Source organism: Pseudomonas sp. B6(2017) (assembly GCF_002112765.1).
GTDB classification, from domain to species: Bacteria; Pseudomonadota; Gammaproteobacteria; order Pseudomonadales; family Pseudomonadaceae; genus Aquipseudomonas; species Aquipseudomonas piscis.
On sequence record NZ_NEIQ01000002.1, the window covers coordinates 70,087 to 93,335 of the forward strand.

Sequence of the window (23,249 nt, forward strand, 5' to 3'; positions counted from 1 at the left end):
CTTAAAGAGTCTCTGATCCGGTCAGGCGTTTGATGGTCTGGCGCAGCACGGGGTTGTCCGGCTGGTCCTTGAGGAATTTGCTCCAGATCTGCCGGGCTTCGCGCTGCTTGTCGTTATGCCACAGGACTTCACCCAGGTGCGCGGCGACTTCCGGGTCGGGGAAGCGCTCCAGGGCTTGGCGCAGAAGGCGTTCGGCCTCGTCCAGGTTGCCCAGGCGATAGTTCACCCAGCCCAGGCTGTCGAGCACCGCCGGATCGTCCGGCGTCAGCTGGTGGGCCTGTTCGATCAGGGCCTTGGCCTCGGTATAACGAGTCGTACGATCGGACAAGGTATAGCCCAGGGCGTTCAGTGCCATGGCGTTGTCCGGTTCGCGCTGGATGATCAGGCGCAGGTCCTTTTCCAGCTGCCCCAGGTCATTGCGTTTCTCGGCCTGCATGGCGCGGGTGTAGAGCAGGTTCACGTCGTCGGGATACTGCTTCAGCGCCTGCTGGATGACGCTCCAGGCGCGCGGCCCCTGGTTGTTCGCCGACAGGGTCTCGACCTCGATCAGATACAGCTGGATGGCGTAGTCGGGTTGGGCGTCGCGAGCCGCCACCAAGCGTTTTTGCGCTTCATCGGTACGGCCGTTGTTCATCAGGATGTCGGCTTGGCGCAGTTGCGCCGGCAGGTAGTCGTTGCCCGGGCCGACCAGGGCATACTCGGCCAGCGCCCCTTGCGGGTCGTTGAGCTCTTCGGCGATCCGGCCCAGGTTCAGGTGCGCGGAATCTTCATGGCTTTCCCGGGCGATCAGGTCCTCGAGGTAGCCCTTGGCCTCGTCCCAGGCCTTGGCTTCCAGGCACACCAGCGCCAGGGAGTAGCGTAGTTCGTCGTCCTCGGGGTACTGCTGGACCAGGCTCGAGAACTGTGCCTTGGCATCTTCCATGCGGTCCTGCTCCACCAGCATGCGGGCGTAGGTCAGGCGCAGGCGCTTGTCATCCGGGTACTTGCGGATGCTTTTTTCCAGCAGCGGCAGGGCTTCCTTGCCGCGATTCAGGCTTTGCAGCAGGCGGGCGCGCAACAGCAGCGGCGCCACTTCGCCGTCCTCCGGCGGATTTTCCTCCAGCAGAGCCAGGGCCTCCTTGGCGTCGCCATCCTGCTGCATCAGCAGGGCCTTGCCGAAAATCAGCTGGCTGTTGTGTGGGTGCTTTTGCAGTAAGCGGTCGAAACCTTTCATCAGGCCCTCACGGGTTTCCTGATCGGTATCGGCGGCGGACAGGGCCAGGAAGTCGAAATGGGTATCGCCCTTGCCCTGCAGGACCTTCTCCATATAAAGCATGGAATCGTCATAGCGCCCGGCGCGGGCCAGCTGGATGGCGGCCGCACGCTGCGCCTCGAGGTCGTCGGGGGCGTTTTTCGCCCAGATCAGCGATGTATCCAGGGCCGCTTGGTCGGCGCCCAGGTACTCGGCGATGCGAAAGGCCCGCTCGGAGATGCCCGGGTCCTGGGTGTTGATGGCCTGGGTCACGTAGTTGTCCAGGGCAATGTCGAAGCGATTGCGCTGGCCCGCCAGCTCGGCGCTCAGCAGGCTGAAGACGGTGTCTTCGCTGAACGAGGAGTAGACCTTGGGCTTTTCAGGGGCCGGGGTGCTGTCTTCCACCGACGACGTAGCGTCCGATGAAACAGGGGCCAGGGATTGGCATCCGCTGAGGAAGACAAGGGCGAGGAGCAACGCGGAGGATCTATTCATATAGGAAGAGGGCGACTAACCTGCGGTCGGATCATCATGACACAAGCCTTCGGCCAAACATAACCGAGACTCAACGGGATGCCAGAACAGAGGCAGTCTATTAGGACAATAGTCGGCGGGAGTTGTTCTGAATCTGTCGAAGTAGGACAATTGCCGGCTTCTCGACATCATCAGCGACCTTGAATGGCCTTCCTTGCACTTGGTATTAACCACAAGACTGCTTCTGTAGACGTCCGCGAGCGCGTGGCCTTTACCCCTGAGCAGTTGGTTGAGGCCTTGCAGCAGCTCTGCCGACTCACCGACAGCCGCGAAGCTGCGATCCTCTCCACCTGCAACCGCAGTGAGCTCTATGTAGAACAGGATCATCTTTCGGCCGATGTGGTGCTGCGCTGGCTGGCCGAATACCACCATCTGAGCCTGGACGACCTGCGCGCCAGTGCCTATGTACATGAAGACGATGCGGCAGTTCGTCACATGATGCGCGTGGCCTCCGGCCTGGACTCGCTGGTGCTGGGCGAGCCGCAGATCCTCGGGCAGATGAAGTCCGCCTATGCCGTGGCCCGGGAGGCCGGCACCGTCGGCCCCTTGCTGGGGCGGCTGTTCCAGGCGACCTTCAATGCCGCCAAGCAGGTCCGCACCGATACCGCCATCGGTGAAAACCCCGTATCCGTGGCTTTTGCCGCGGTGAGCCTGGCCAAGCAGATCTTCAGCGACCTGCAGCGCAGCCAGGCGCTGTTGATCGGCGCGGGCGAGACCATCACCCTGGTCGCCCGGCACCTGCACGAACTGGGCGTCAAGCGCATCGTGGTGGCCAACCGCACCCTGGAGCGCGCCAGCCAGCTGGCGGAACAGTTCGGCGCCCATGCGGTGCTGCTCTCGGACATCCCCCAGGAGCTGGTGCACAGCGATATCGTCATCAGTTCCACTGCGAGCCAGCTGCCGATCCTGGGCAAGGGTGCGGTGGAGAGTGCCCTGAAACTGCGCAAGCACAAGCCGATCTTCATGGTGGATATCGCCGTTCCCCGGGATATCGAGCCGGAAGTCGGCGAGTTGGACGACGTTTACCTCTATACCGTCGACGATCTTCACGAAGTGGTCGCAGAAAACCTCAAGAGTCGCCAGGGCGCGGCACAGGCTGCCGAGGAACTGGTGAACATCGGCGCCGAGGATTTCATGGTGCGCTTGCGCGAGTTGGCGGCAGTGGATGTGCTCAAGGCCTATCGTCAACAGAGCGAGCGCCTGCGTGACGAGGAGCTGCAGAAGGCCCTGCGCATGCTGACCAACGGTAGCAGCGCCGAAGACGTGCTGGCCCAGCTGGCCCGTGGCCTGACCAACAAACTGCTGCACGCACCGAGCGTGCAGTTGAAAAAGCTTTCCGCCGAAGGCCGCCTCGATGCGCTGGCCATGGCCCAAGAACTCTTTGCCCTCGGTGAGGGCTCTTCGGATAAAACCCCGCAATGAAAGCGTCACTGCTCAGTAAGCTGGACATTCTCCAGGACCGTTTCGAGGAACTGACCGCCTTGCTTGGCGATGCCGAGGTCATTTCCGACCAGGCCAAGTTCCGTGCCTATTCCAAGGAGTACGCGGAAGTCGAGCCGATCGTCGCCTCCTACAAACAGGTGCTCAAGGTCCAGGCCGACCTGGAGGGCGCCCAGGCGCTGCTCAAGGACAGCGATCCGGACCTGCGGGAGATGGCCGTGGAAGAAGTCCGCGAAGCCAAGGAACAACTGGTCGAGCTGGAAAGCAACCTGCAGCGCATGCTGTTGCCCAAGGATCCCAACGATGGACGCAACGTGTTCCTGGAAATCCGTGCCGGTACCGGTGGTGACGAGGCGGCGATCTTCTCCGGCGATCTGTTTCGCATGTATTCGCGTTATGCCGAACGGCGTGGCTGGCGCCTGGAGATTCTCTCCGAGAACGAGGGCGAGCATGGCGGCTACAAGGAAATCATCGCCCGGGTCGAGGGCGAGAACGTCTACGGCAAGCTGAAGTTCGAGTCCGGGGCGCACCGCGTACAGCGAGTGCCGGCCACCGAATCCCAGGGGCGCATCCATACCTCGGCCTGCACCGTGGCGGTACTGCCCGAACCGGATGAACAGGAAGCCATCGAGATCAACCCGGCGGACTTGCGCATCGATACCTATCGTTCTTCCGGCGCCGGCGGCCAGCACGTGAACAAGACCGACTCGGCCATCCGCATCACCCACTTGCCCACCGGCATCGTGGTGGAGTGCCAGGAAGAACGTTCCCAGCACAAGAACCGTGCGCGGGCCCTGTCCTGGTTGTCGGCCAAGCTCAATGACCAGCAGGCCAGTGCGGCGGCCAGCGCCATCGCCAGCGAGCGCAAGCTGCTGGTGGGTTCGGGCGACCGCTCCGAACGTATCCGCACCTACAACTTTCCCCAGGGGCGTGTCACTGACCACCGGGTCAACCTGACCTTGTATTCCCTGGACGAAATCATCGCCGGTGGCGTGGAAGCGGTGATCGAGCCGCTGCTGGCCGAGTACCAGGCCGACCAACTTGCCGCATTGGGTGATTGAATGACCATCATCGCCAGCCTGTTGCGCGCCGCCCAACTACCCGATTCGCCAACCCCGCGCCTGGACGCCGAGCTGCTCCTGGCCGCGGCCCTGGGCAAGCCCCGCAGCTTTCTGCATACCTGGCCGGAGCGCATCGTGCCCAGCGAAGCGGTCCTGGTGTTCAGTGAATACCTGCAACGGCGTCGCTCCGGCGAGCCGGTGGCCTACATCCTCGGCCAGCAGGGGTTCTGGAAGCTCGACCTGGAAGTGGCTCCCCATACCCTGATCCCGCGCCCCGACACCGAACTGCTGGTGGAGACCGCCTTGCAACTGTTGCCTGCCGGCCCGGCCCGGGTTCTGGACCTGGGCACCGGCAGTGGCGCCATTGCCCTGGCCCTGGCCAGCGAACGCCCGGCCTGGCAGGTCACAGCGCTGGACCGCGTGCTGGAAGCCGTGGCCCTGGCCGAACGCAACCGCCAGCGCCTGCAACTGGCCAATGTCACGGTGCTCAGCAGCCACTGGTTCGATTCGATCCAGGGCCAGCGCTTCGGCTTGATCGTCAGCAACCCGCCCTACATTGCCGAAGCCGATCCGCACCTGGCGGCCGGCGACGTGCGTTTCGAACCGGAAAGCGCCCTGGTGGCCGGCAAGGATGGTCTCGATGACCTGCGCCTGATCGTGGCCCAGGCTCCGCTGCACCTGGAAGCCGGTGGCTGGTTGATCCTGGAGCACGGCTACGACCAGGCCCCGGCGGTACGCGAGTTGCTAGCCGCACAGGGTTTCATCGAAGTCCATAGCCGGGTCGATCTCGGTGGCCATGAGCGCATCAGCCTGGGGTGCTTGCCGTGCTGACCGACGAGGAGCTGTTGCGCTATAGCCGGCAGATCCTGTTGCAGCAGGTCGACATCGACGGTCAATTGCGCCTCAAGCAGAGCCGCGTGCTGATTGTCGGCCTCGGCGGCCTTGGCGCTCCTGCGGCGCTCTACCTGGCAGCGGCCGGGGTCGGCGAGCTGCACCTGGCCGACTTCGACAGCGTCGACCTGACCAACCTGCAGCGCCAGATCATTCATGACAGCAATAGCGTCGGTTCGAGCAAGGTGGACTCGGCCATTGGCCGGCTGTCTGCCCTCAACCCGCAGATCCGCCTGGTACCCCATCCGGTGGCGCTGGACGAGGACTCCCTGGTCGCCGCCGTGGCAGGCGTGGACCTGGTGCTGGATTGCAGTGACAATTTTTCCACCCGCGAAGCGGTGAACGCCGCCTGTGTCGCCGTCGGCAGGCCCCTGGTCAGTGGTGCGGCGATTCGCCTGGAAGGACAGTTGTCGGTATTCGATCCGCGCCTCACGCACAGTCCTTGCTATCACTGCCTGTACGGGCACGGCAGCGAGGCTGAACTGACCTGCAGCGAAGCCGGGGTCCTGGGGCCGCTGGTGGGAACCGTCGGCAGTCTGCAGGCGCTGGAAGCCTTGAAGCTGCTGGCCGGTTTCGGCGAGCCGCTGGTGGGCAGATTGTTGCTGATCGATGCCCTGGGTACGCGTTTTCGCGAGCTGCGGGTCAAGCGCGACCCAGGCTGCAAGGTCTGTGGAGGCCGGCATGAGTGAAGCGCCGGTGGCGGTCTTCGATTCCGGGGTCGGCGGTTTGTCGGTCCTGGCGGAGATCCAGCAGTTGCTGCCCAATGAGTCGCTGCTGTATCTCGGCGACTGCGGCTACATTCCCTACGGCGAAAAGACTCCTGAATTCATCCGCCAGCGCTGCGGCCTGATGGCCCGCTTCTTTCGCGAGCAAGGGGCCAAGGCCCTGGTATTGGCCTGCAATACCGCCACCGTGGCCGGCGTGGCCGACCTGCGGCGCGACTTCCCGGATTGGCCCATCGTCGGCATGGAGCCGGCGGTCAAGCCTGCCGCGGCGGCTACCCGCAGCGGCGTGGTCGGGGTCCTGGCTACGACCGGTACCCTGCAGAGCGCCAAGTTCGCCGCCTTGCTCGACCGTTTTGCCGGCGATGTGAAGGTCGTCACCCAGCCTTGTCCGGGCCTGGTGGAGATGATCGAGAACGGCGACCTGCATAGCGCGGCCTTGTGCCAATTGCTGCAGGGGTATGTCGAACCGCTGCTGGCGGCGGGCTGCGACACCATCATCCTGGGTTGCACCCACTATCCGTTTCTCAAACCCGTGCTGTCACGGATGCTGCCAGAGCACATCAGCCTGGTGGACACCGGTGCGGCGGTTGCCCGCCAACTGCAGCGCCTGCTCGACGAGGGCGACCTGCGCGCCCATGGCCCCGTGCGGGAAACCCGCTTCTGGACCAGCGGCGATGTGCCGCATTTTGCCAAGGTACTGCCCATCCTGTGGCAAGAATCCGGTAGTGTGCAGTCTTTCGATTTGTGAAAAAAACGTTAAATTCCGCTGTCGGCGCTGAACTTCTGATTAGGCGCAGACTTCTATAGCCTATCTACCAGGCGGTACAAAAACGTTCAAAATAGTTCAATAAAAGGATGTTCCTGATGAAGCGACTGTTATGTCTGGCCGCGCTTGCGGCCGCGTTGTTGGGGCCAAGTCTCTCCGCGCATGCCGCCGGGATGGAGTTTTCCGTGGGGCAGACCGGGGACTCGACGCAAGCCTACCGGCTTGGTATGCAATTCGATTGGGACAAGAGCTGGTTGCAAAGCGATGTCGGTCGCCTGACCGGTTATTGGAGCGGTGCCTACACCTACTGGGACGGTGACAAGAAGTCGAGCAACCACAGCCTGTCGTTCTCCCCAGTATTCGTCTACGAGTTCGCAGGAAACAGCGTCAAGCCCTACGTAGAGGCCGGGATCGGCGTCGCGGCGTTCGCCCACACCCAGGTGGAAGACAACAAGCTGGGTTCATCCTTCCAGTTCGAAGACCGCATCGGCTTCGGCCTGCGCTTCAACGGCGGGCATGAGATCGGCATCCGTGCCACGCACTACTCCAACGCCGGTATCAGCAGCCCCAACGATGGGGTAGAAAGCTACGCCCTGCACTACACGATGCCGCTCTGAGCCGTCCCAGCGATACGCCGTGGCGATGCCCCGGCGTTCGTTCAGGCAATCCGCCTCGCCCAATTCGAATTCGCGGCAGATCAAGGGGCGCAGCTCATAGATAGAGCAACGCATGCTGTCGCGATCCAGCGCCGCGCACCAGCCATCATCCAGGCGCCGCATCACCTCCCCACCCCAGTCGTCGATATCGATGAAGCGTTCGGGCACCCCGGTATCGGTGATCAGCATCACTTCCAGCTGGCAGCAGCAGGCGGCGCAGGTGGAGCAACTGATGGCGGGTTCGGCGATGGAGGTAACGGGAATGGTGGTCATAGGCGTGTAGTGTAAGGCCACGGGGCCGGACTGTGTGAAAGCCCAGACAGACGCTCAGCCTTCAGCGGCCAGTGGCGGAGCCTCCAGGGCCGCTTGCGCCAACACGTGCAGCAGCGGCAACAGCAGGGCCCAGAGCACTCCCAGCCCGACCAGGGTTGGCCCTGTTCCGTATGGAAAGCTCACGCCGGCCAGTCGGCCCCCGGCGTAGTAGGACAGCGGGCCTGCCAGCGCTCCCAGCAGGCAGGCCCGCCACCAGGGGCGTGCACTCCAGGCCAGGCCGTGGCGCAAGGTGCTGGCCAGAAGGACCCAGAGCAGCATCAGCCAGAAGGGAATCAATAGACTGACTTGCTGGAACTGAAACACCCCGAGCCAATTCAGGAAGCTGTCCAGGGTGATGCCGATCAGGGCAATGCCGAGCATCATCGGACCTTCGTCGTTCCAGCGGCCGACCCAGCGAAAGTGCGCCAGTACGATCACGACTCCAAGCAATAGCCACAGGCTGTCGCCACTGAGCACGCAGGTGAACCAACCCAACTGGAACAGCAGGGCATTGAGCAGTTGCCTAGGCATCGAGGCGCCCCAGCAGTGGTTGTGGCGCCGCGGCGGGTTTGGCCAGCAGCAGTTGCGCGGTGCCGATGGTGCGTTCCAGAAAACCGCCTTCGCAGTAGCACAGGTAGAACTCCCAGAGCCGCAGGAAATAGGGGTCGTAGCCCAGCTCGCCCAGGCGGCCGTGGGCGCGGCGGAAGTTCTCGTGCCACAGGCGCAAGGTTCGGGCGTAGTGCAGGCCGAAGTCTTCCATGTGCAGCAGGTTCATGTCGGTGTCGCGACTGACCACCTCGAGCATTTTCTGCACGCAGGGCAGGGCACCGCCGGGGAAGATGTAGCGCTGGATGAAGTCCACGCTGTTCTTCGCCCGCTCGTAGCGTTGGTCGCGAATGGTGATGGCTTGCAGCAGCATCAGGCCGTTGCTCTTGAGCAAGCCCGCGCATTGCTTGAAGTAAGTGGGCAGGAAGCGGTGGCCCACGGCTTCGATCATCTCGATCGACACCAGCTTGTCGTACTGGCCACGCAGGTCGCGGTAATCCTCCAGCAGCAGGGTCACCCGGTCCTGCAAGCCGGCGGCGTCGATCCGCTGCCGGGTGTAGGCGAACTGTTCCCTGGACAGGGTGGTGGTGGTGACCCGGCAGCCATAGTGCTGCGCGGCATACAGGGCCATGCTGCCCCAGCCGGTGCCGATTTCCAGCAGGTGGTCTTGGGGGGTGAGCGCGAGCTTCTGGCAGATGCGCTGCAGCTTGTTCAACTGGGCCTGCTCCAGGCTGTCCTCGGCGCTGCGAAACTGCGCGGCGGAATACATCATGGTGGGGTCCAGGAACTGCTCGAACAGTTCATTGCCCAGGTCGTAGTGGGCAGCGATGTTTTTCTGCGCGCCCTTGCGGGTGTTGCGGTTGAGCCAGTGCAGGCCGCGAACCAGCGGCCGGCCGAACCTGGCCAGGCCGCCTTCCATGGCGTCCAGCACTTCCAGGTTGCTGACGAACACGCGGATGACCGCTGTGAGATCCGGGGTGCTCCAGTACCCATGGATGAAGGCTTCGCCGGCGCCGATGGAGCCGCTGCTGGCCACCAAGCCCCAGACGCTGCTGTCATGGACGTGGATTTCCCCCAGCAGGGCGGCGCCGCTGCTGCCGAATACCTGTCGTTCGCCGTCTTCGTGGATCACCAGTTGGCCGTGCCGGAGTTGCGCCAGTTGCCGCAGCACGCCGCGGCGCAACAGGTTGGCAGTGAGGCCGTGAGTGCTGATCAGAGTGGTTTTGGCCGAGACGCTAGAGGATTTCATGGCGGCGATCCTTGGATGGTACGGCGGCTGTGCGAAAGGCGCCAACGGCGGCCTGATGGGGAAAAAAGCGCAGGCCCTTGGCAGCCAGGAGCAAGGCCTGCCAGTAGATCGCCAGGCAAGTCTTGGCGGTCATCCACGGAAAGCGCCGCAGATACTGGTGCAGGCTGCGGCGATCCAGGGCCTGGCGTTGCAGGTTGAGGGTGGCGTCGAACAACTTGAGCTCACCCTGCCAGTCGGCCATGTGCACGCCGAGACGCTCGGCCGGAGGACTGAAACTCATGCGGTACTCCAGATCCCGGGGCAGGAATGGCGACACGTGAAAGGCCTTGGCCACGGCGAAATGCTGGTACTCCGGGGACTGTGCGTTGTGCGGGCTGGCCGGCAGCACATAGTGATAGCGCTCGCGCCAGGGGGTGTTGGTGACCTCGCAGAGAATCGCCGCCAGTTGCCCATCGGCCTCGTAGCAGTAGAAGAAGCTCACCGGGTTGAAGGCCAGGCCCCAGCTGCGCACCTGGGTCAGCAGGCGCACCGCGCCAGCCGGAGCATGGCCGATGGCCTCGGCCACCTGCTGGCGTACGGCGTCGATCAGGTCCATGCCCTGGCCGGTGAAGGCCGGCAGGTAGTCGCCTTGACGAAAGGCGAAGGGCGCGAAGCGGCTCCGGCCAGCCAGGGGCGAGAGGCCCAGCACCGCGTCCTGTTCCTCCAGGTCCAGGTACAGCAAGCCGATCCGGTAGCGGAAGGCGTGGCACTTAGGGGCGAAGCGCCGGTGGCTGATCCAGCCGCTGTACAGGGCGCTGTTCACAATTGTTCTCCGAAGGCCTGGGCCACCCGCAGGGCACTGACCACGCCGTCCTCATGGAAACCGTTAGCCCAGTAGGCGCCGCAGTAGAAGCTGTGCCGGGCGCCTTGCAGTTCGCTCCAGCGCGCTTGCGCGGCCACCGCCCCCAGGCTGTATTGCGGATGGGCGTAGGTGTAGCGGGCGAGGACCTTCGACGGATCGATGGCCGCACTCTGGTTGAGGCTGACGCAGAAGGTGGTGCTGCTTTGCAGGCCCTGGAGAATGTTCATGTCGTAGGTCACGGCAGCGGCTTTCCCGGCGCTGGCATCGAGGCGGTAGTTCCAGCTGGCCCAGGCCAGGCGACGGCGCGGTAGCAGTCGGGTATCTGTGTGCAGCACCACATCGTTGTCGGCGTAGGGCAGGGCTTGCAGAATCTCCTGTTCGGCGTGGCTAGGGCTGGCCAGCAGCCGCAGGGCCTGGTCGCTGTGGCAGGCGAACACCACCTTGTCGAAGCGCTCGCTGCCGGCGGCGCTGTGGATGACCGCGCCGAGTTCGTCGCGCTCGACCCGCTGCACCGGGCAATCCAGGCGGATGCGCTCGCGAAACGGTGCCGTCAGTGGTTCGATGTAGCGGCTTGAGCCGCCTTCGATCACGTACCACTGGGGGCGGTTGTTCACCGACAGCAAGCCGTGGTTCTTGAAGAAGCGGACAAAGAACTGCAGGGGGAAACCGAGCATCTGCCCCCGTGACATCGACCAGATCGCCGAGCCCATGGGCACAATGTAGTGCTGGATGAAGCGCTCGCCGTAGCCCTGGCTCTTCAGGTAGTCACCGAGGGTGGTCGAGGCCGTGATCCGCTGGTTTTGCAGGTCGAGCTGCGAGTGTTGGTTGAAGCGCAGGATGTCTCGCAGCATGCCCCAGAAGCCCGGCGACAGCAGATTGCGTCGCTGGGCGAACAGGCTGTTGAGGTTGTTGCCGTTGTACTCCAGGCCCGTGGCCGGATCGCACACCGAGAAGCTCATCTGGGTAGCTTTGAACTTGACGCCGATCTGTCCCAGCAGGCGGATGAAATGGGGATAGGTCCAGTCGTTGAAGACGATGAAGCCGGTGTCCACGGCCTGGGTTTCGCCATTGAGGCTGACCTGCACGGTATGGGTGTGCCCGCCGATCCAGCTGCCGGCTTCGTAGACCTGGATGTCATGGCGACGGTTCAGGAGGTAGGCGCAGGTCAGGCCGGCGATGCCGCTACCGATGATGGCGATTTTCATGGGGCATTCCCCGTGCGGGCCAGGCGCTTGGCGATGGCCAGTTGCAGGCGGCCGGGCAGCCAGGAAAGCAGCTTGAGGCCGAAGATGAACGGGGTGGGGAACGCGATTTCCAGATCCCGGCGGGGCAGGCGCTGGTGGATGTGCCGAGCGGCCTTCCGGGCGCTCCAGCGCATGGGCATGGCGAAGTCGTTGCGTGCGGTCAGCGGCGTGTCGACAAAGCCCGGGCTGACCAGGGTCACATCGATGCCTTCGGCAGCCAGGTCGATGCGCAGCGATTGCAGCAGATAGCGCAGCGCTGCCTTGGAGGCGCCGTAGGCACCGGCCCGGGGCAGCGCCAGGTAGGTCACTGAGCTGGCCACACCCACCAGGTGCGGGCGATTGCCGGCGCGCAACAATGGCAATGCGGCTTCGATGCAGTAGCCGGCGGCCAGCAGGTTGGTACTCAGTACCCGTTCGATCAGCGCTGAGTCGAATTGCTGCACCTCGATGTACTCGCAGGTCCCGGCATTGAGGATCACGCTGTCCAGAGCGCCCCAGGCCTGGGCGATGCGCTTGCCGATCTCGCGCACCTGCAAGGCGTCGCCAAGGTCGCCCGGCACCACCAGCACCCGGCCCGGGTACCGCTGGGCCAGGGCCTCCAGCGGCTCGCGCGAGCGGGCACTGAGCGCCACCTGGGCACCAGCCTCGAGCAGCTCTTCGGCCAGTGCTGCGCCGATGCCGCTGCTGGCGCCGGTGAGCCAGATCCGCCTGGGCATGGCCGCGTTCATCCGAGCCTCCTTTTCAACCAGGCGATCACTGCCCCGATCAGTGGCAGGTGTTCGTAGAGCAGGGCACCCGCGTCGAAATAGTCGCGGTGGCGATAGACCAAAGCGTCGCGCCATTGCAGGTGCGAACAGCCGGCCACCTGGATCAGGTCGCCGCCGTTGAGGCGCGGGTGGCGATAGCTCATGGTCCAGCGCAGGTAGCCCTGGCCTTCGGCGCACTGGTCGCTGCCGTGGAAGTCGAAGCGCAGTTCGCGGACGTTGGCGTACAGCTGGGCGAAGTAGTCGCGCAAACTGGCCAGTCCATGAACCTCGTGCAGAGGGTCGGTGAACTGGATGTCATCGCTGTAGAGCTGGCCCAGGCGATCGAGGTTATGGGCGCCCAGGGTGGCGAATTCCCGGGCGAAGTGGTCGAGGAAGTCACTCATCGCCGGCTCCCGCATCCAGCCGCGAGGGCAGTGCCTTGAACGCCGCCAGGGCCCGTTCCCGGGACCGTGACAGATCCACCATCGGCGCCGGGTAGTCGGCGACGCCGAACAGCCCGCCCAGGGTCGCCGGGTTGTGGATATCTTTTTTGTTCAGCCCGGCCAGTTGTGGCAGCCAGTGCTTGATGAAGCGCCCCTCGCTGTCGAATTTCTGCGATTGGCTCACCGGATTGAAGATGCGGAAGTAGGGCGCCGCATCGGTGCCGGTGGAGGCGCTCCACTGCCAGCCACCATTGTTGGCCGCCAGGTCGCCGTCGATCAGGTGACGCATGAAGAACCGCTCGCCTTCGCGCCAATCGATCAACAGGTTCTTGGTCAGGAACATCGCCACCACCATGCGCAGGCGGTTGTGCATCCAGCCGGTCTCCAGCAACTGGCGCATGGCGGCATCGATGATCGGCAGGCCGGTGCGGGCTTCTTGCCAGGCCGCCAGTTCCTCGGGAGCGTCGCGCCATTTCACGGCTTCGGTTTCCGGTCGGAAGGCGCGGTGCCGGGATACCCGTGGGTAGCCCGCCAGGATGTGCTTGTAGAAGTCGCGCCACAGCAGCTCGTTGATCCAGGTGACGGCCCCGGGGTTGCCGCTTTCGAACTCGCCCCGGTTGCTGCGCAAGGCGGCGTGCAGGCATTGGCGGGGCGAGATCACGCCGGCGGCGAGGTAGGGCGACAGCTGGCTGGTGCCGGGCTTGGCCGGAAAGTCGCGTTCACCCTGGTAGTAGTGGATCTGCTCATCGGCGAACCGCTCCAGGCGCGCTTGCGCTTCGTCTTCGCCGGCGGGCCACAGTTCGCGCAAGGCGGGCTTCGGGGTGGGGAAGCCCTCGATCTGGCCTGGCAGCGGATCGGCACTGATCGACAGCGGCATCTGCGCCCCGGGCGCGCTCACCAGCACGGGCAGCGCGGTGTGCAGGCGGCTGTAGCAGACCTTGCGGAACTGGCTGAAGACCTGGAAGTAGCCGCCGCTCTTGGTCAGCACGCTGCCGGGCTTGAACAGCAGTTGATCGAAGTGGCCTTGGACGCTGATACCGGCCTTCTCCAGAACCCGGGCCACTGCTGCATCGCGACGGCTTTCGTGGATGCCGTATTCCTGGTTGAAGTGCAGCGTGCCTATCTGCAGTTGCCGGCACAGCTCCAGCAGGACCTGGGGCGCCTGGTCCCAGGTGGCGGCGCTGCGAACCAGCAGCGGGATGTTCAGCTGGCCCAGGGCGGTACTCAGCGATTGCAGGTTGCGCAGCCAGAAATCGATCTTGCAGGGCGCATCATCATGGGCCTGCCACTGCTCCGGGCTCAAAAGGTACACCGCCACGGTCGGGCCTCGCTGGGCGGCGGCGCTCAGGGCGGTGTTGTCGTGTAGGCGCAGATCGCTGCGCAGCCAGATCAATTGCATGTCGGTTTCCGAGTCAGAAAAGGCCTCGCTCGAGCAGTGCCTGGTAGGCCGCAATCGGGTCTTGGGCCAGGTACAGATCGGCGATTTCAGTGATACATGCGGACCACTCGGCGGGGTGGATGCACACCGCGGGTCCGGCGATGAATTTTTTGCAGGCGATGCCGCCCAGCAACCGCGGCAGTTGGACGGGGTTGAGCGCCTTGCTGGAGTACAGCAGCAGGCCCCGGGCTTGCAGGCGCTCGGTGGCCAGGGCCAGTTCGCCCCCGTGCAGGGGCCAGTCGAAGACCTCTACCGGGCAATCGGCGCTGCTGGCCAGCCAGGCGGTGAGCCACAGGTGGGGTTCCAGGGGCAGGTCCGATTGGTTGACCAGCAACAGCGGCGCGCCCTGCACCTGGCGGTTGTTGTGGTAGATCCGGGCGCCAAGCTTGCTGCGCAGCCATGAATAGAAGAACACCTGCTCGGACTGGCTGCCGACTTGCCCTTGCCAATGCTGTTCCAGCTCCGCCAGCAGCGGCATCAACAGCTGCTCGCACAAGGTGCGCGGTGGATACAGGGCCATGGCCTGGTTGAAGGCATCGTCGACCTTGCGCTCGGCCAGCTGGCCGATGGCTTGCCTGAGTACCTGGCGCAGGCGTTGCCAATCGTTTTGCGCCGGGACGCTGAACGCCGGGGCGTTTTCGAGCAGGTGCCTGACCTGGCTGACCGCGACGCCACGGTTGAGCCAGGTCAGGATGGTCAGCACCTGTTGCACCTGTTCCCGGGTGTACAGGCGGTGCCCCTTGGGCGTGCGGTGGGGCACGATCAGTCCGTAGCGCCGCTCCCAGGCGCGCAAGGTGACTGCATTGACGCCGGTCAGCCGGGCGATCTCGCGGATCGGCAACCACTCCTGGTCCGGGCTGCCTTGGGGAGCCGTGGCGGGCAAGAGATTGGGTTCCATGGGTTAGATCGCGTTGCGCAGGCTGAGGTTTTCCGGGTGCGGCTGCAGGTACAGCTGCCGCTCGATATAGGGATCGGGGTGTCGGCGCAAGTGATGCTTGAGCAAGGTCAGGGGTACCACCAGGGGCACGATGCCCTGGCGATACTGGCCGATGAGGTGCTGCATTTCCTGCTTGTCTTCGGCGCTGATGGCCTGCCGGAAGTAACCGCTCAGGTGCTGTAGCACATTGCTGTGGGTACCCCGGGTAGCGCATTGCCTCAAGGCGTTCATCAATTGGCTGAAATAGCGTGGGCCGACCTGTGCCGCATCCTGTCTGCCCATGCTGCCCAGCAGGTGGCCGAGGACCTTGTACTGCACCGGGTGATGGGCCATCAGCAGGTATTTGCAGCGGGCATGGAATTCGGTGAGGGCGCGGCGAGTCAGGCCTTGCTCGAGCAGGACCTGCCAGTCGCGGTAGACGTAGACCCGGGCCAGGAAGTTTTCCCGCAGCACCGGATCGTTGAGGCGTCCGGCTTCTTCCATTGGTAGGTCAGGGCGTCGCTCGCAGAAAACCCGCGCATATACACCACGGCCATCGCGCCGATGATGAGGCCCGCTGCCCTCGTAGACCTTGACCCGTTCCAGTCCGCAGGAGGGTGAATCCTGCATGAAGATGTAGCCGCACAGGTCGGTCATTTCGGCGGCCATCCGTTCGGCGTAGTCCTGTAGGGGGCGGGTGACATCCAGGGCTTCGTCCAGGGTCCCGATGGCCCGTGGCTGGTCGTTGCCCTGCACCAGTCTGATCGGTTCGCGAGGGACGCCCAGGCCGATGGCGACCTCCGGGCAAAGCGGCACCAGCTCGAAGTGCTCGGCGAGTACCCGGCTGCACAGGCGGGATTCCTTGTGGCCGCCGTTGTAGCGGACTTCGGCGCCGGCCAGGCAGGCGCTGATGGCGATTTTCGGCTTGGCGGTCATGGTTCGGCCTCCGGATACCTGTACATAAAACGAAGCGTGTACAACTTTTTTCCATCATAGGTTTAAAGTTGTACAAGTCAAATTATTTGTACAGGTATTGGCGGCTGCTCGCTGCGTTCAATGCCAGCCGATCCGCCATAGGCGGTCGTCTTTCAGGGCTTGCCAATCCAGGCGCTGGTTGCGGCAGCTGAGGACCGCCTGCAGCTGGACTTCCAGCACACGGCCTTCTTCATTGCAGAACAGTTTGGTGACGAGAAAATGCTTCTCGCGATGCTGCGGGTGGGCTGCTGTCCATTTCGACAGCAGCAATTTACGCGGGGCGATCCGGTTCACTGCAGGTTCGCGTGCAGTCTGCGAGCAGCCTCCTGGCCACTTAACCAGGCGCCCTCGACACGCCCGGACAGGCACCAGTCGCCGCAGGCGTACAGGCCCAGGTCGGCGTCGGCCAGGGCACCCCACTCGTGACTGGTAGCAGGGCGGGCATAGAGCCAGCGGTGCGCCAGGCTGAAGGCGGGAGCGGGCATGACGCTGTGCAGCAACTCGGCGAACGCGCCATGCAGCTGCTCGATCACGGCCTCCTTGGGCAGGTCGATGTGTTGTCGACTCCAGGTGCTGGAAGCGTGCAGGACCCAGGTGTCGAGGTGGCTATCACGCCCGGGTTTGCTGCGATTGCGGGCCAGCCAGTCCAGTGGGCTGTCCTGGACGAAACAGCCCTGCATCGGGGTTTCCAGGGGTGTTTCGAAGGCCAGGGCGACCGCCCAGGTCGGGTCCATCTTCACTCCGGCGGCGACTGCCGCCAGTTTCGGCGCGGCGGCCAGCAGGGCGGTGGCCTGTGGCGCCGGGGTGGCGATGATCACATGGCTGAACGGCCCATGGTTGGAGCCTTCGGCATCCTGCAGGTGCCAGTGCCGCTCGCCGCGAAAGACTTCGGTGATACGGCACGCGAAGTGCACTTCGAGGTCGCCGATCAGGGCGCGAGTGATGGCGCTCATGCGCGGCGCGCCGACCCAGCGGGTTTGCTCGTCGGGGGAAGGGCTGAGCTGGCCGGCATGGGAGTTGTAGAGCTGCGGTGTCCATTCGGCGACCCAGCCTTGGGCCTGCCAGCGCTGGACTTCGGTGACGAAGCGGCGATCGCGGGCGGTGAAGTACTGGGCTCCCAGGTCCAGGCTACCGGCGTCGCTGCGCTTGCTCGCCATGCGGCCACCGCTGCCATGGCTTTTGTCGAAGAGTTGGACGCAGTGCCCGGCGTCTCGAAGCGCCTGGGCGGCGGAGAGTCCGGCGATGCCGGTACCAATGATTGCAATGGGTACTGTCATAGGGGCCTCGTTTACCTTTTTGTACAGACTACGCCGCTGCCAAAACCTGTACAATGTTGTTCTTTGGTATAGCTTTCGGCGTCATCGGTTGTGCAGGTTGTCTATCGTTAAAACGCAGCCTGCCCGATTGAAAAGATCCCTGCTTATAAAAATAGACTAGGGATTCGGGTAAAACGCCACGCGAGGAACACGTCATGCATATCTTGCTGACCGGCGGTACTGGTTTGATCGGGCGGGCGTTATGTCGCCATTGGCTGGCCCAGGGGCACCAGTTGAGTGTATGGAGTCGCCAGCCTGATAAAGTTGCCGCCTTGTGCGGGCCCCAGGTACGGGCAGTCAAATCTCTGCAAGAGCTGGACCAGGCGCCGCTGGATGCGGTGATCAACCTGGCCGGCGCGCCCATAGCCGATCGTCCCTGGACCCACAAGCGCAAGGCGCTGCTGTGGGCCAGCCGCATCACCCTTACTGAAACCCTGCTGGCCTGGATCGAGAGCCGCGAGCAAAAGCCCCGGGTGCTGGTCTCCGGGTCTGCGGTGGGGTGGTATGGCGACGGTGGAGAACGGGAGCTGGCCGAGGACTCTCCGCCGGTCAGCGAAGATTTTGCCAGCCAGCTGTGCATCGCCTGGGAAGAAACCGCCCAGCGTGCAGAAGCCATGGGTGTGCGCGTGGTGCTGGTGCGCACCGGCCTGGTGCTGTCCGCCGACGGCGGCTTTTTGTCGCGCCTGCTGCTGCCGTTCAAGCTGGGCCTGGGTGGTCCGATCGGCAACGGTCGGCAGTGGATGCCGTGGATCCACATCGATGACCAAATCGCCCTGATTGATTTTCTTGTGCATCAGGATGCGGCACGGGGTCCTTATAATGCCTGCGCGCCGCAGCCGGTGCGTAACCGCGAGTTCGCCACCGCCCTGGGGCGAGTCCTGCGCCGGCCCGCATTGCTGCCGCTACCGGCCTTTGTCCTGCGCCTGGCGCTGGGCGAGTTGTCGCTGTTGCTGCTGGGAGGCCAACGTGCCGTGCCCGCGCGCTTGCTGGAAGCGGGCTTCACTTTCCAGTTCACCGATTTGCCCGCGGCCCTGGACGATGTGTCCAGCCGCCATTGAAATAGGACGTTGCATGACCGATCACGCGTTGCTTCTGGTCAATCTCGGTTCGCCGGCCTCCACCTCCGTGGCGGATGTGCGCAGCTACCTCAATCAGTTCCTCATGGACCCTTATGTGATCGACCTGCCCTGGCCGGTGCGGCGCCTGTTGGTGTCGCTGATCCTGATCAAGCGTCCGGCCCAGTCGGCCCATGCCTACCAATCGATCTGGTGGCAGGACGGTTCGCCGCTGGTGGTCATAAGCCAGCGCTTGCAGCGAGTGATGAGCGAGCAATGGAAGTGCGGGCCGGTGGAGCTGGCGATGCGCTACGGCGAGCCATCGATCGAATCGGCGCTGCTGAAATTGGCGGCCAAGGGGCAGCGCAAGATCACCCTGGCGCCGCTTTATCCCCAGTTCGCCGACAGCACCGTGACCACGGTGGTCGAAGAGGCGCGGCGGGTGATACGCGAGCACCGCCTGGATGTGCAGCTCAATGTATTGCAGCCTTTCTACGACGAACCCGAGTACATCGACGCCCTGGTCGCCAGTGTCAGGCCGCATCTGGAGCAATCCTTCGATCACCTGCTGCTGAGTTTCCACGGCTTGCCCGAGCGGCACCTGCAAAAGCTCAATCCGGGGCATAGCCTGGATGGCGCAGGTGACTGCTGCCAGGATGCCTCCCCGCAGGTGCTCGCCAAGTGTTATCGCGGCCAGTGTTTCCGCACGGCCAAGGCCTTCGCCGGGCAAATGGGCCTGGCTGACGAGCAATGGTCGGTGTCGTTCCAGTCGCGCCTGGGGCGGGCCAAGTGGATCGAGCCCTATACCGAGGCTCGGTTGGATGAGCTGGCGAAGCAGGGCGTGAAGAAGTTGCTGGTGATGTGCCCGGCCTTCGTCGCCGATTGCATCGAGACCCTGGAAGAGATCGGTGATCGTGGACGTGAGCAGTTTCGTGCCGCAGGGGGGGAGGACCTGGTGCTGGTCCCCTGCCTGAATGACGACCCGCAATGGGCCCAGGCCTTGAACGCCTTGTGCCTGCGGGCACCCCTGGCGCTATAGAGGTTTCGCCGGCCCGGCCCTCATTGATTGCAGGACCGGTCGGCGAAGGTGTTTTCAGATCAGGGGGTCGTCGGACTTCTTGTTCTTCCAGCCGTCGTTGCCCGGCAATATCAGGTTCAGGGCAATGGCGACGATGGCGCACAGGGCGATGCCCTTGAGGCCGAAGTCGTCCTGCCCGGTACCGCTACCCACCAGCATCCCGCCGATACCGAACACCAGGGTCACCGAGACGATCACCAGGTTGCGTGCCTCGCCCAGGTCGATCCTGTGGCGGATCAGGGTGTTCATGCCCACGGCGGCGATCGAACCGAACAGCAGGCAGAGGATCCCGCCCATCACCGGTACCGGGATGCTCTGCAGCAATGCGCCGAACTTGCCGATGAAGGCCAGGGAAATGGCGAATACCGCTGCCCAGGTCATGATCTTCGGGTTGTAGTTCTTGGTCAGCATCACCGCGCCCGTCACTTCGGCGTAGGTGGTATTGGGCGGGCCGCCGAACAGGCCGGCAGCGGTGGTGGCGATGCCGTCACCGAACAAGGTGCGGTGCAGGCCGGGCTTCTTCAGGTAGTCGCGACCGGTCACGCTGCCTACCGCGATCACCCCGCCGATATGCTCGATGGCCGGGGCCAGGGCCACCGGAACGATGAACAGGATCGCCTGCCAGTTGAACTCCGGTGCCGTGAAATGCGGCAACGCCAGCCACGGGGCGGCGGCGATCTTGGCGGTATCCACCACGCCGAAGTAGAACGACAGGGCGAAGCCCACCAGCACCCCGGAAATGATCGGTACCAGGCGGAAGATCCCCTTGCCGAACACCGCCACCACCAGGGTGGTGAGCAGCGCCGGCATCGAGATCATCATGGCGGTCTGGTAATGGATCAGCTCGCTGCCATCGCCCGCCTTGCCCATGGCCATGTTGGCGGCGATGGGAGCCATGGCCAGGCCGATGGAGATGATCACCGGGCCGATCACTACCGGCGGCAGCAGGCGATCGATGAAACCGGTGCCTTTGATCTTCACCGCCAGGCCGAGGAAGGTATAGACGAAGCCTGCCGCCATCACCCCACCCATGGTCGCGGCCAGGCCGAACTGGCCCTTGGCGAGGATGATCGGGGTAATGAAGGCGAAGCTCGAAGCCAGGAACACCGGTACCTGGCGACCGGTGACCAGTTGGAACAACAGAGTCCCAAGACCCGCCGTGAACAGCGCCACGTTGGGGTCAAGACCGGTGATCAGCGGCATCAACACCAAGGCGCCAAAGGCTACGAAGAGCATCTGGGCGCCAGACAACACCTGGCGCCAGAGCGGATCGTTGAACTCATCCTGCATGATCAGGAGTCCTTCTGCTTGGTGCCGAAGATCTTGTCACCGGCATCACCCAGGCCAGGAATGATGTAGCCATGCTCGTTGAGTTTCTGGTCGATGGACGCGGTGTAGATGGTCACGTCCGGGTGAGCCTGCTGGACGACGGCGATGCCTTCGGGAGCGGCCACCAGGACCATGGCGCGGATGTCCCGGCAACCGGCTTTCTTCAGCAGGTCGATGGTGGCGACCATGGAACTGCCGGTCGCCAGCATTGGGTCGATGATCATCGCCAGGCGCTCGTCGATTTCCGGTACCAGTTTTTCCAGGTAGGTGTGGGCCTGCAGGGTTTCCTCGTTGCGGGCCACGCCCACGGCGCTGACCTTGGCGCCCGGGATCAGGCTCAGCACGCCTTCGAGCATGCCGATGCCGGCACGCAGGATAGGCACCACAGTGATCTTCTTGCCGGCGATCTTTTCCACCTGGACGGGGCCGCACCAGCCTGGAATCTCATAGCTTTCCAGGGGCAGGTCCTTGGTGGCTTCGTACGTCAGCAGGGCGCCGACTTCCTGAGCGAGTTCGCGAAAATTCTTCGTGCTAATGTCTGCGCGGCGCATAAGGCCAAGTTTATGACGGATCAGCGGATGGCGGATCTCATGGATGGGCATAGGGAAAGGCTCCGGCGGCGGGCAAAAAAACCGGCCTAGATTAATCTATCCGGGGTTGATGTCCTATAGACATGAAGTACGTTAGTCCAGAAACGCTTGATCTGACCGGGCCGGATGCGTACCTTTGCCCGCTTTTCCGAAACTGCCACCCCCCTGGAGAGCGCCATGTCCGCTGATCTCGAGCATATCCGTCAAATCATGCGCGAGGCTGACTGCCTGTACACCGAAGCTGAAGTCGAGGCGGCCATCGCCCGGATCGGTGCACAAATCACTGAAGAACTGGCTGAGCGTAATCCGGTGGTGTTCTGTGTCATGAACGGCGGGCTGATCTTCGCTGGCAAGTTGCTGACGCACCTGCGTTTTCCCCTGGAAGCCTCCTATCTGCATGCGACCCGGTATCGCAACGGAACCAGCGGTGGCGAGCTGTTCTGGAAGTCCAAGCCGGAAATCTCCTTCATCGACCGCGACGTGCTGATCATCGACGACATCCTCGACGAAGGGCACACCCTGACCGCCATCATCGATTTCTGCCACCATGCCGGCGCCCGCGCCGTGCATACCGCGGTACTGATCGACAAGGATCATGACCGCAAGGCCCGTCCCGACCTCAAGGCCAACTACATGGGCCTGCCCTGCGTCGACCGTTATGTCTTCGGCTACGGCATGGACTACAAGGGCTACTGGCGCAACGCCGCCGGCATCTATGCCGTGAAGGGCCTGTAAGACATGGCCGGGCCGAGCTTTCTCGATCAAGCGTTGTTCAGCGACCTGGCAGAGAAGGCCGCGGCCAACCCCCGTGGTCGCCAGCACCACAACTTCCACGCCATGGAAGAGCCCTGCCATCGCCTGGCGGTGGGGTTGCAGCCCTCGACCTATATCCCGCCCCATCGCCACCTGAGTGCCGATAAAGCCGAGACCTTGCTGGTGCTCAAGGGCCGCCTGGGCCTGTTGGTCTTCGATGAGGCCGGCCAGGTCCAGGACAAGCGCGAGCTGCAGGCCGGCGGCGACTGCGTTGGCGTGGATCTACCGGCTGGGGTGTTCCATGGCCTGGTGGCCCTGGAGCCCGATAGCCTGATGTTCGAATGCAAGGCCGGGCCTTATCGTGCGTTGAATGCGAACGAACAAGCGACCTGGGCGCCCCGCGAAGGCGAGCCCGGCGTAGCCGAATACCTGGCCTGGATGCGCGCGCAGTTCGACTGACCCGCCCGCGATCCTGCCAAGGGGTGAATCACTGAAGGCGGCGCTTTCCCCCGGGGAACGCCGCCTTCGGCATTGATGGCCGCCTGGTGGCTGCAATATCCGGGGAAAGCCGTGCTAGAGTGCTCGGCCCTTGCCTGGAGCCTGTCATGAGCCTGTTGATTCGCAGTAGCGCAGTCCTTCTTCTGAGCTTGAGCCTGCCCCTGGCGGCCGCCCCGGCGCCCTTGCATGGGCAGTTCCTGCCGCCGGACGACCTGACCCTGCGCGATGCGGTGCCTGAACAACAGCAACTGCTGCAGGTCACCGAATATTCGGTGGTCATCGGCAGCCAGCGCCAGTCCAACCAGCAGCCGATTCCGGTAACTTCGCCGGTCTGGGTGCGGCTCAAGGGCAAGCCCTTGAACAAGGGCGCCACCATCAGCCAGGTATTGGTCAACTTCGATGGCGAAAGCAAAAGCCTGAAAAAACCGCAATACGATGCCCAGAGCCGAACCCTGACCCTCTATTACCCGCTGGCCCAGTACCGGGCGGTGATGGACCTGCTGCGCAACGACACCGTGTATTGCCAGTTCCTCAGCTATGCCAACGGCCACATCTGGGCCGACCTGCATACCGGCAGCGTGCGTCCGCGTTGAGGCTGGAGGCGGGCTGGAGGTAA

General features: G+C 63.9%; 25 protein-coding genes and 1 pseudogene. 11 read left to right on the forward strand and 15 right to left on the reverse strand.

The features are described from left to right. Nucleotide 1: 1 nt before the first annotated feature. A complete protein-coding gene (locus CAG11_RS03560) occupies nt 2-1,726 on the reverse strand; it encodes a tetratricopeptide repeat protein (RefSeq protein WP_085594741.1) in 1,725 nt (574 codons plus the stop codon). Between the two features lie 183 nt (nt 1,727-1,909). On the opposite strand from CAG11_RS03560, the gene hemA reads away from it, so the two are divergent. The 6 genes from hemA to CAG11_RS03590 all read left to right on the forward strand — a co-directional run bounded on the left by hemA (nt 1,910) and on the right by CAG11_RS03590 (nt 7,265). Next, the gene (hemA, locus tag CAG11_RS03565) at nt 1,910-3,187 is read left to right on the forward strand and encodes a glutamyl-tRNA reductase (RefSeq protein ID WP_031320508.1); all 1,278 of its coding nucleotides are present in this window, start codon (nt 1,910-1,912) and stop codon (nt 3,185-3,187) included. Beyond that, nucleotides 3,184-4,266, forward strand: coding sequence for a peptide chain release factor 1 (gene prfA, locus CAG11_RS03570; RefSeq protein WP_022640893.1), 1,083 nt, complete (start codon nt 3,184-3,186; stop codon nt 4,264-4,266). The genes hemA and prfA overlap by 4 nt, the downstream gene beginning before the upstream one ends. Continuing rightward, nucleotides 4,267-5,097, forward strand: a complete 831-nt coding sequence (gene prmC / locus CAG11_RS03575; RefSeq protein ID WP_085594743.1) for a peptide chain release factor N(5)-glutamine methyltransferase — start codon at nt 4,267-4,269, stop codon at nt 5,095-5,097. Continuing rightward, on the forward strand, nt 5,091-5,846 hold the full coding sequence (locus tag CAG11_RS03580) for a molybdopterin-synthase adenylyltransferase MoeB (RefSeq protein ID WP_085594745.1): 756 nt from the start codon (nt 5,091-5,093) through the stop codon (nt 5,844-5,846). The genes prmC and CAG11_RS03580 overlap by 7 nt, the downstream gene beginning before the upstream one ends. After that, on the forward strand, nt 5,839-6,630 hold the full coding sequence (murI, locus tag CAG11_RS03585) for a glutamate racemase (RefSeq protein ID WP_085594747.1): 792 nt from the start codon (nt 5,839-5,841) through the stop codon (nt 6,628-6,630). Before CAG11_RS03580 ends, murI begins: the two co-directional genes overlap by 8 nt. 116 nt (nt 6,631-6,746) lie before the next feature. Further along, nucleotides 6,747-7,265 (forward strand): acyloxyacyl hydrolase, encoded by a 519-nt coding sequence (locus tag CAG11_RS03590; RefSeq protein ID WP_085594750.1) that lies wholly within the window; start codon nt 6,747-6,749, stop codon nt 7,263-7,265. A 9-nt stretch (nt 7,266-7,274) separates the two neighbouring features. Here the strand turns inward: CAG11_RS03590 and CAG11_RS03595 are convergent. The 12 genes and pseudogenes from CAG11_RS03595 to CAG11_RS03650 form a co-directional block, all read right to left on the reverse strand. After that, nucleotides 7,275-7,577, reverse strand: a pseudogene (locus CAG11_RS03595) (YkgJ family cysteine cluster protein); the annotation flags it as partial. Between the two features lie 54 nt (nt 7,578-7,631). Then, nucleotides 7,632-8,147 carry a DUF2878 domain-containing protein gene (locus CAG11_RS03600; protein ID WP_085594752.1) on the reverse strand — a complete coding sequence of 172 codons (516 nt, stop codon included), beginning with the start codon at nt 8,145-8,147 and terminating at the stop codon, nt 7,632-7,634. Further along, nucleotides 8,140-9,411 carry a cyclopropane-fatty-acyl-phospholipid synthase family protein gene (locus tag CAG11_RS03605; RefSeq protein ID WP_085594754.1) on the reverse strand — a complete coding sequence of 424 codons (1,272 nt, stop codon included), beginning with the start codon at nt 9,409-9,411 and terminating at the stop codon, nt 8,140-8,142. Before CAG11_RS03605 ends, CAG11_RS03600 begins: the two co-directional genes overlap by 8 nt. Continuing rightward, nucleotides 9,398-10,213 carry a DUF1365 domain-containing protein gene (locus tag CAG11_RS03610; RefSeq protein ID WP_085594756.1) on the reverse strand — a complete coding sequence of 272 codons (816 nt, stop codon included), beginning with the start codon at nt 10,211-10,213 and terminating at the stop codon, nt 9,398-9,400. Before CAG11_RS03610 ends, CAG11_RS03605 begins: the two co-directional genes overlap by 14 nt. Continuing rightward, nucleotides 10,210-11,457, reverse strand: coding sequence for an NAD(P)/FAD-dependent oxidoreductase (locus CAG11_RS03615; RefSeq protein WP_085594758.1), 1,248 nt, complete (start codon nt 11,455-11,457; stop codon nt 10,210-10,212). Before CAG11_RS03615 ends, CAG11_RS03610 begins: the two co-directional genes overlap by 4 nt. Continuing rightward, nucleotides 11,454-12,224: an SDR family oxidoreductase gene (locus CAG11_RS03620; protein ID WP_085594760.1), complete on the reverse strand. Its 771-nt coding sequence runs from the start codon at nt 12,222-12,224 to the stop codon at nt 11,454-11,456. Before CAG11_RS03620 ends, CAG11_RS03615 begins: the two co-directional genes overlap by 4 nt. Next, complete coding sequence (locus tag CAG11_RS03625; protein WP_085594762.1) at nt 12,221-12,646, reverse strand: nuclear transport factor 2 family protein; 426 nt, start codon at nt 12,644-12,646, stop codon at nt 12,221-12,223. Before CAG11_RS03625 ends, CAG11_RS03620 begins: the two co-directional genes overlap by 4 nt. Beyond that, entirely contained in the window at nt 12,639-14,084 is a 1,446-nt protein-coding gene (gene phrB / locus CAG11_RS03630; RefSeq protein ID WP_085594764.1) for a deoxyribodipyrimidine photo-lyase, read from the reverse strand. Before phrB ends, CAG11_RS03625 begins: the two co-directional genes overlap by 8 nt. Nucleotides 14,085-14,097: 13 nt before the next feature. Continuing rightward, nucleotides 14,098-15,021: a MerR family transcriptional regulator gene (locus tag CAG11_RS03635; protein WP_085594766.1), complete on the reverse strand. Its 924-nt coding sequence runs from the start codon at nt 15,019-15,021 to the stop codon at nt 14,098-14,100. A 3-nt stretch (nt 15,022-15,024) separates the two neighbouring features. Then, nucleotides 15,025-15,975, reverse strand: a complete 951-nt coding sequence (locus tag CAG11_RS03640; RefSeq protein WP_085594768.1) for a DUF523 and DUF1722 domain-containing protein — start codon at nt 15,973-15,975, stop codon at nt 15,025-15,027. A 117-nt stretch (nt 15,976-16,092) separates the two neighbouring features. Further along, entirely contained in the window at nt 16,093-16,308 is a 216-nt protein-coding gene (locus CAG11_RS03645) for a TIGR02450 family Trp-rich protein (protein WP_085594770.1), read from the reverse strand. Continuing rightward, nucleotides 16,305-17,291 (reverse strand): NAD(P)/FAD-dependent oxidoreductase, encoded by a 987-nt coding sequence (locus CAG11_RS03650; RefSeq protein ID WP_085594772.1) that lies wholly within the window; start codon nt 17,289-17,291, stop codon nt 16,305-16,307. Before CAG11_RS03650 ends, CAG11_RS03645 begins: the two co-directional genes overlap by 4 nt. 194 nt (nt 17,292-17,485) lie before the next feature. Here CAG11_RS03650 and CAG11_RS03655 point away from each other — a divergent pair, with 194 nt between their 5' ends. Both CAG11_RS03655 and hemH read left to right on the forward strand, forming a co-directional pair. Next, nucleotides 17,486-18,388 (forward strand): TIGR01777 family oxidoreductase, encoded by a 903-nt coding sequence (locus CAG11_RS03655; protein WP_085594784.1) that lies wholly within the window; start codon nt 17,486-17,488, stop codon nt 18,386-18,388. A gap of 13 nt (nt 18,389-18,401) precedes the next feature. Next, nucleotides 18,402-19,424, forward strand: a complete 1,023-nt coding sequence (gene hemH, locus CAG11_RS03660) for a ferrochelatase (RefSeq protein WP_085594785.1) — start codon at nt 18,402-18,404, stop codon at nt 19,422-19,424. Nucleotides 19,425-19,478: 54 nt separating this feature from the next. Here hemH and CAG11_RS03665 read toward each other — a convergent pair whose 3' ends face one another. Together CAG11_RS03665 and upp are read right to left on the reverse strand one after the other, a co-directional pair. Further along, nucleotides 19,479-20,753, reverse strand: a complete 1,275-nt coding sequence (locus CAG11_RS03665; RefSeq protein WP_022640874.1) for a uracil-xanthine permease family protein — start codon at nt 20,751-20,753, stop codon at nt 19,479-19,481. Nucleotides 20,754-20,755: 2 nt separating this feature from the next. Further along, complete coding sequence (gene upp, locus CAG11_RS03670) at nt 20,756-21,394, reverse strand: uracil phosphoribosyltransferase (RefSeq protein WP_022640873.1); 639 nt, start codon at nt 21,392-21,394, stop codon at nt 20,756-20,758. A gap of 165 nt (nt 21,395-21,559) precedes the next feature. On the opposite strand from upp, the gene CAG11_RS03675 reads away from it, so the two are divergent. The 3 genes from CAG11_RS03675 to CAG11_RS03685 all read left to right on the forward strand — a co-directional run bounded on the left by CAG11_RS03675 (nt 21,560) and on the right by CAG11_RS03685 (nt 23,226). After that, nucleotides 21,560-22,117: a hypoxanthine-guanine phosphoribosyltransferase gene (locus CAG11_RS03675; RefSeq protein WP_031320504.1), complete on the forward strand. Its 558-nt coding sequence runs from the start codon at nt 21,560-21,562 to the stop codon at nt 22,115-22,117. A gap of 3 nt (nt 22,118-22,120) precedes the next feature. Continuing rightward, complete coding sequence (locus tag CAG11_RS03680) at nt 22,121-22,594, forward strand: WbuC family cupin fold metalloprotein (protein WP_085594786.1); 474 nt, start codon at nt 22,121-22,123, stop codon at nt 22,592-22,594. Between the two features lie 146 nt (nt 22,595-22,740). Then, on the forward strand, nt 22,741-23,226 hold the full coding sequence (locus CAG11_RS03685) for a hypothetical protein (protein ID WP_022640870.1): 486 nt from the start codon (nt 22,741-22,743) through the stop codon (nt 23,224-23,226). Nucleotides 23,227-23,249 lie beyond the last annotated feature (23 nt).